This window comes from Bradyrhizobium sp. LeoA1Lang (assembly GCF_055413685.1).
Map to the genome: position 1 here is coordinate 1 of NZ_JBVAPG010000557.1, position 339 is coordinate 339.

Sequence of the window (339 nt, forward strand, 5' to 3'; positions counted from 1 at the left end):
GCTTCTCATAGTTAGCAAGCAGTTGATCCAGCAGTTCAGGTGTAATCGTCGTGTCGGTCGTCATGTGAGTCTCCTCGGTAAGGTAAACTCACAGAAACCTGCTTACACATTCTTTCTGACACCCTCTTGACCCAGCAACGGACCTTCAGAATTGCGACCTCACGGATGTAGACTTCGGAAACCTCACGGCCGACACGCTAGACTTGACAGGTTCTAGTACCCGGAATCAGAGCTGAGTGATACGGCGCCCTGTGAAGCGGCGTTGACGGACCTTTTTCTTGGTCCAGACGAAGGGCTCGGCTTTGTCGTTGTACGCGTTGACGTAGGCATCGATGTGTT

Annotated in this window: 1 pseudogene; it reads right to left on the reverse strand. The window is 52.2% G+C overall.

What is annotated here, in order from left to right:
* Nucleotides 1–226 precede the first annotated feature (226 nt).
* Nucleotides 227–339 (reverse strand): annotated as a pseudogene (locus ACZYOF_RS44490) (IS630 family transposase); the annotation flags it as partial.